The organism is Patescibacteria group bacterium, from assembly GCA_038065255.1.
Lineage (GTDB): Bacteria > Patescibacteriota > Patescibacteriia > JACQRZ01 > JACQRZ01 > JBBTRI01.
Genome location: JBBTRI010000001.1, coordinates 24356 through 30778, shown reverse-complemented (window position 1 = coordinate 30778; position 6423 = coordinate 24356). Strand labels below are relative to the sequence as shown.

Annotated in this window: 8 protein-coding genes; 3 read left to right on the top strand and 5 right to left on the bottom strand. The window is 45.5% G+C overall.

The window, feature by feature from the left end; all coding sequences use genetic code 11:
* From AAB400_00185 to rpmA, 3 genes are all read left to right on the top strand, one after another.
* The coding region (locus AAB400_00185; GenBank protein ID MEK7648319.1) for a hypothetical protein at nucleotides 1-249 on the top strand (249 nt) is incomplete at its 5' end.
* A gap of 114 nt (nucleotides 250-363) precedes the next feature.
* Nucleotides 364-1308, top strand: coding sequence for an isoaspartyl peptidase/L-asparaginase family protein (locus tag AAB400_00180; GenBank protein ID MEK7648318.1), 945 nt, complete (start codon nucleotides 364-366; stop codon nucleotides 1306-1308).
* Nucleotides 1309-1364: 56 nt separating this feature from the next.
* Nucleotides 1365-1667, top strand: coding sequence for a 50S ribosomal protein L27 (gene rpmA, locus AAB400_00175; GenBank protein MEK7648317.1), 303 nt, complete (start codon nucleotides 1365-1367; stop codon nucleotides 1665-1667).
* A 66-nt stretch (nucleotides 1668-1733) separates the two neighbouring features.
* On the opposite strand, the gene AAB400_00170 is transcribed toward rpmA, so the two are convergent.
* Genes AAB400_00170 through AAB400_00150 form a run of 5 tightly spaced genes read right to left on the bottom strand, consistent with a single transcriptional unit; the run spans nucleotide 1734 to nucleotide 6373 of the window.
* Complete coding sequence (locus AAB400_00170; GenBank protein MEK7648316.1) at nucleotides 1734-2123, bottom strand: hypothetical protein; 390 nt, start codon at nucleotides 2121-2123, stop codon at nucleotides 1734-1736.
* A 16-nt stretch (nucleotides 2124-2139) separates the two neighbouring features.
* Nucleotides 2140-3414 (bottom strand): S41 family peptidase, encoded by a 1275-nt coding sequence (locus AAB400_00165; GenBank protein ID MEK7648315.1) that lies wholly within the window; start codon nucleotides 3412-3414, stop codon nucleotides 2140-2142.
* A 15-nt stretch (nucleotides 3415-3429) separates the two neighbouring features.
* Complete coding sequence (gene murA, locus AAB400_00160) at nucleotides 3430-4683, bottom strand: UDP-N-acetylglucosamine 1-carboxyvinyltransferase (protein MEK7648314.1); 1254 nt, start codon at nucleotides 4681-4683, stop codon at nucleotides 3430-3432.
* Nucleotides 4684-4700: 17 nt separating this feature from the next.
* Nucleotides 4701-5579: a ParB/RepB/Spo0J family partition protein gene (locus AAB400_00155; protein MEK7648313.1), complete on the bottom strand. Its 879-nt coding sequence runs from the start codon at nucleotides 5577-5579 to the stop codon at nucleotides 4701-4703.
* Nucleotides 5580-5587: 8 nt separating this feature from the next.
* Complete coding sequence (locus AAB400_00150; protein ID MEK7648312.1) at nucleotides 5588-6373, bottom strand: AAA family ATPase; 786 nt, start codon at nucleotides 6371-6373, stop codon at nucleotides 5588-5590.
* Nucleotides 6374-6423: the final 50 nt, after the last annotated feature.

Below are 6423 nucleotides of genomic sequence, written 5' to 3'. Positions count from 1 at the left end.
TATATGACGGATGTCATGTTTGAAGTAAGTGACGCAAACCTCCCCAAGGCTCTCAGTGAGCTCTTCGGACCGTTCCGCTACTCGCACATGAACTATGCGGGCGTCGTCCTTCTGCCCAAATTCAACACCAAGCAGCTGCTCGGCGAAGAGATGAAGCATAAGGTAAGCGCAATCTACGTGAATCCGGCCTACGACGATGAAAAGTTTGGCCAATTCCTAGAACTCGCAACCAAGCTGAGTGCCCACTAAATAACTCAGATCCCCCGTCCATCTCGACGGGGATTTTTTTTACTAAAGAAAGTGATCTTTTTATTTTTTTCTTTATATGCTAGCATCAGGATACATTTTAACTGCTTTCATACTATGCATACTCTCATGATCCATGGCGGCGCAGGACTCCTCAAGGGGGTTTCCGAAGAGCAGCAAAGCGTCTACCATACATCATTGAATACAATTCTTTCTGCAGGAAAAAAAATGCTTCAGAACGGCACGGCCGCATTTGATGTTGTGGAGCACTGTGTCATGCTCTTGGAAGATGACCCCATCTTCAATGCTGCACGGGGTTCGGTTCTCAATGAAGAAGGCTTTGTGGAAATGGATGCGGCTATCATGGATGGCTCCACGCTCAAAGCCGGATCTGTTGCAGGTATACGGAATGTAAAATACCCCATCCACTTGGCACGCCTCGTCATGGAACAAACAGAACATGTCATGCTTATTGGCAACGGTGCGCACGACTTTGCCAAAACACAGGATATCGTTTTTGAAGATGATGCATATTTTATTACCGAACACCGCAAAAAACAATGGGAAGAAGCAAAAAAACAAGATCATGTTGTTCTCGACCATGACACGGCAAGACCGGAAGAGAAAAAATATGGCACTGTTGGCGCTGTTGCCCGTGATATAAACGGCAATCTGGCCGCTGCTACGTCCACCGGGGGTATTGTCAATAAGAAATTCGGGCGCGTCGGCGATTCGCCCATCATTGGTGCAGGTGTCTATGCGGACAATCGCACGTGTGCCGTATCCGCAACAGGCTATGGAGAACAATTCATCAGAACCGTACTATCGAAAACAATTTCTGACATTATCTACTTCAAACAGGTGGGAGCGCACGAAGCAGCTCAAGATGGTATTAAGTATCTTATCGATTCGGTAAAGGGCCTTGGGGGCGTGATTGTAATCGATTCAAAAGGTGCTCGAGGCTGTGCTTTTTCAACAGGCGGCATGATCCGCGGATGGCTTGATGATTCCGGAAACATTATAACAGCCCTGTATGAAGAACAGCTCCCTCTTGCACAGTAAGAGAAGACGTGCTAGTATTTGCTGAGTTGTAATCATACGTATTATATAATCACTTTATGGCACATAAAAAAGCGGGTGGCTCTACAGCACTGGGACGTGAATCGCAAAGCAAACGTCTCGGCGTAAAACTCCCTGAAGGAGCCTTTGCAAAATCTGGCAGTATCCTTATACGGCAGCGGGGAACGAAATTCCATCCCGGCAAAAATGTTAAACGCGGCAAGGACGACACCCTCTATTCTATTATCAAGGGGTTTGTGCATTTTTCACGTCTGAAACGTTTGGCATTCGATGGCGTGCAAAAACAGCGGACATACGTAAGTGTTCTCACAGAAAAAAGCGTACCCAAAAAAACAATATAGAAGATACTAAAACAACCTCTCTCAAAGAGGTTGTTTTAGTATAATGCTTTTGTACAACAATAGTAACTAATGTTCTCCTTTCACTTCTTCATCATATTTTGATTTCGACATCAATTCACCATGCTTACCCTTTCTTCCCTGCCAATATTTTGCAACATACGTGCCCCTTGGCAGTGGGTCTGGACAACTGGGTGACGATAATTCAACTGCTGACGTTTCATTCGGGGTTGCGCCCATCTTCTTCAATTCTTGTAACAATCCCTGCTTACCGCCCGGCAGATCAGTTTTTATATCGATAAAAAAATGAAAGCCTCCCCAGCCAGTTCGAATATTATTCCAATCTTCCCACTTGCCATATATCCTAAGAGTATCGCTTTCTTTGGGCTCGTATGACTCAAAACGGTTTTTCTTTGGAGCATTACTCTTACCTGGCACGTCTGGCGGATAATCAGACATAAAAAATTATTAAGGATTATTTCAGCAACTCGATTGCCTTATCCAGCTGCGGGTCTTTTTTTGCTGTAATATCTTCTTCTTTGATGTCAACTTCAACATCAGGATTGATGCCAAGTTCATTGATCATACGCCCCTTTGGTGTCAGCCATTTTGCAACAGTAATCTTAAGCGCAGATCCATCTTTAAGGCGTTGAAGATCTTGCACCGATCCCTTGCCGAATGTTTTTTTGCCAACCAGTTGCGCTTTGCCATAATCCTGCAATGCTCCTGATACTATTTCCGACGCCGAAGCGCTTCCCTGATTTACAAGTACCACAGTCGGCATATTTTTGAGAAGCGGGGAAACACGCCCCTTATATTCATCTTTTTTGTCATCGCTATACTGCTCGATAACGACCGTTTCGCCATCAACCCAATATGAAGCCATTTGAACGGCAGTGTCCAAAAACCCTCCGGGATTATTGCGCAAATCAAGTATCATGCCTTTTGGTTTTTTGGCCAATGCCTGCCGCACGCTTGCGGCAAATGCGCTTTCCGTGTCCTCGTTGAAATGTGAAACTTTAATATATGCCAACGATCCCTTCATACTCCATGTTACGGATTTTACCTGGATCGTATCGCGAATAATGGGAATTTCACGCTCTTTTTTCTCTCCTTCGCGGAAAATAGTCAACATTACTGTCGTCCCCCCTTTACCGCGTATCTGTGTGACTGCCTGGTCGAGGGTCATGCCGGAAGTGCTTTTCTTATCGATTTCCAATATTAAGTCGCCGGAACGCAAACCGGCGCGCTCAGCCGGAGTTTCTGGAAGTGGGGACATCACAACAATCTGTTCTTTTTTCATGCCAATTTCTGCGCCAATGCCTTCAAAACTCCCACTCAGGCTTTCTTCGAATTTTTTTGCCGTATCCGGATCGAGAAAAACGGTGTAAGGATCGCCAACTGAGGAAACAATGCCGGCAAGTGCTCCATAAAAAAGCTTGGTATCCGGAATGTCTTTATTGACATATTCTGTTTTTACACGATGCCAAACATCCTGAAATAAATCGAAATCAACATCTTTCGAAATATACGACGGGCTCTCGACGGGGATATTCAAAAGCTTGCCTTCTTTTTTCGCGCCAAGATTTGCCGGCGATGCTTGTTTTTTCCCGGCAGTATAGCCAACAAAAAAACTGGTACTTAAGGCAATAACAAGAACGTAGAGCAGAAAATATTTTTTGAAAAAATACCAGCTGTTCTTCTGTTTCTTTTTTGTTGAATCGTCTGAAATAATCACTTCAATTGACATAAGGATAATAGCTTGCTATTCGATTCTTTGGATATCTGCACCCACCTGACTAAGTCGCTCTTCGATGCATTCGTAGCCACGATCGATGATTTCTGCATCATAGATGATTGTTTCGCCGCTTGCAATAAGCCCTGCGATAATCATGGCTGCCCCCGCACGCAGATCAAAGCTTCGTATTTCCTGGCCATACAAGGGCGTTGGACCGGTAATGAGTACTCGGTGAGGATCGCAAATGACGGCATTCGCCCCCATCTTTACGAGTTCGGAAATGTATCCGAGTCTGCCTTCAAACATCTTCTCATGAATAAGCGTAGTTCCATGAAGCTGCGTAGCCAAAACGCCAAAAATCGCCTGAAGATCGCTTGGGAGCCTGGGATATGCATAAAATTCAAAATGAGCAGCCTTGAGACTTGAAGATACTCGAAGTGTAATAGAATCTTCAAAAATGTCAAAATGCGCTCCAATTGTTTTCAACCATTCGAGCACGACATCCATATGTTCAGAACGAGCATGCTGGATAGTTAATTCACTCTTGGTTGCAATGCCCAACATAAGGAAGGTTCCTGCTTCAATGGTGTCGGGAATAATTGCATGGGTAGCCCCGCTCAGAAGACGCCCTCCCTGTATACGAAGTGTCGACGTTCCAATACCTTCAATCTGCGCACCCATTGCAACAAGGAACCATGCAAGATCCTGCACGTGCGGTTCATACGCAGCATTGACAATTGTTGTTTCTCCTATTGCCGCACATGCCGCCATCAGCACATTTTCCGTAGCCGTTACCGATGCTTCCAAAAGCACTATGCGCGAACCGATAAGTTCCGTTCTGGAAAGTTCATAATGCCCATTGGTCCGCTCAATCGTTGCACCAAGTTTTTCGAGTGCATGAAAATGCGTTCCGAGAGGCCGATTGCCGATAATGCATCCGCCAGGTTCCGCAATGGAAGCTTTTTCGAATCGTGCCAAAAACGGCCCCATAAAAAGACTCGACGAACGCAAGCGCTTCATCGTCTTTTCATCGACTGCTTCAATGCGCGCATTCTTATTGCAAATAGTCACTTCATGATCATTTGTCCACGCAACCTCGCTTCCCATGCTTTTCAGAATAGAAAGCATTACTTCGACATCGCTAATACGGGGGATATTCGAAAGCGTACATACCTCATCTGTCAAAAGCGTCGCAGCAATAATAGGTGTTGCGGCATTTTTCATGCCTGCGACAAAAAGGGTGCCGTGCAATTTTTTCCCTCCATGAATAATAAATTTCATAGTGCACCGCTTTTGTATCAATCGACAATCTTTTGCATGATATCTGTTAATTCTTCCGGTGAGAAAAATTCTATTCGAATATGCCCCTTGCCTGCCCGCATCGAAATATCCACTTTAGTGCCAAGATACTCGCGTAACAGATCTTCTTTTCTGACAATATCCGGCTGTTTTGCTCCGGCCATTTCAGCATGTCGTACCGACATCTGCCGGAGGCGTCGTGTGCTTTCGGCAACAGATAAATTTTCTTTCATGATCTGATTATATAACGAGAGTTGCTGATCGTGATTGTTGAGGCTTAGAATAATTTTTCCCTGTCCGGAATCGAGTCTTTTCTCGCGCAATGCCTCTTGAATCTTTGGATGGAGGTTGAAAAATCGCAGCGTATTAGAAATCACCGGACGGCTCTTGCCTAATTTTTTGCCCAATTCTGTATGGCTAAAGTTAAACTCATCGAGAAGTCTTTGGTACGCAAGCGCGAGTTCCATTGGGTTGAGGTCTACTCGCTGGATATTTTCAATAAGCGCCACTGCCAAGCGTTCATGTTCATCGGTGTTGCGCAAAACAACCGGTACCATCTTGAGTCCGATGCTTTTTGCCGCGCGTAGCCGCCTCTCACCAGCTATAAGCGTATAGTCTCCGCTTGATTGTTTTGATACGACAAGGGGCTGAATGATGCCGTATTCGCGAATGGATTCTGCCAGTTCGCGCAGTTGGTCATCGGCAAATTCCGAACGCGGCTGGCTTGGATTTGCTGCAATGACATCAACGGGAAGCTCGTACACCTTCTCATCGGCAGAACCGGCAACAGGAATATTCTGCACCGGTGGAATGGTTGATGGTGGAATTTTTCTGGAAAGGAGCGCATCAAGTCCCCTTCCCAATGATGGATTGGGCATAGAAATCATTAAGGTGTTAATGCCGCATCGGATTGGAGCGATGCGAGAAGTTCTTTTGCAAAACGCTCGTAGGCTTTACCCCCCCTGCTTTCAGGATCATAGTGTAGGATGGATTTCCCATGGCTCGGCGCTTCGGCCAAGCGCACGCTTCGCGGAATGACGGTACGGAAAATCTTTTGAGGGAAATGACGGTAGAGTTCCTGAAGCACGCTCACCGAAAGCTTATACCGTTTATCATACATGGTAATAATCGCTCCGAGAATAGAGAGGTTCGGCTTTAAATGCTGCTTAACAAGATTGATTGTTTCCATAAGCTGTCCAATGCCTTCAAGTGCAAAATATTCTGCTTGCACGGGAATAAGCACATGATCAGATGCAACTAATCCGTTAAGTGTTAGCAAGCCGAGAGATGGCGGACAGTCAATGAAAATATAATCATACGCATCGGTAAGCGGCTGAATCGCTTTTAAAAGCTGGAATTCGCGCTCGTCAATACTAACAAGCTCAACAGAAGCGCCTGCAAGCGCTATTGTTGCCGGCAATAGATGGATACCATACGGTTCAATAATACGAATCGCGCTACTTGCCTGCACCATGCCCACAAGCGCCTCATAAGTGCCGTGCTCGATTTCTGTCGGATTGAGTCCCATACCTGATGTGGCATTTGCTTGAGGATCCAAATCAACAAGCAGGCATTTTTTTTCCGCATTCGTAAGATAGGCGGCAATATTCATAGCGGTTGTGGTTTTACCCACACCTCCTTTTTGATTGACGATCGCGACAATAACTCCCATACAAATAGCTCGCTCAAAGCATAATAGCTTGAATCTTCCACTCCTAGCAT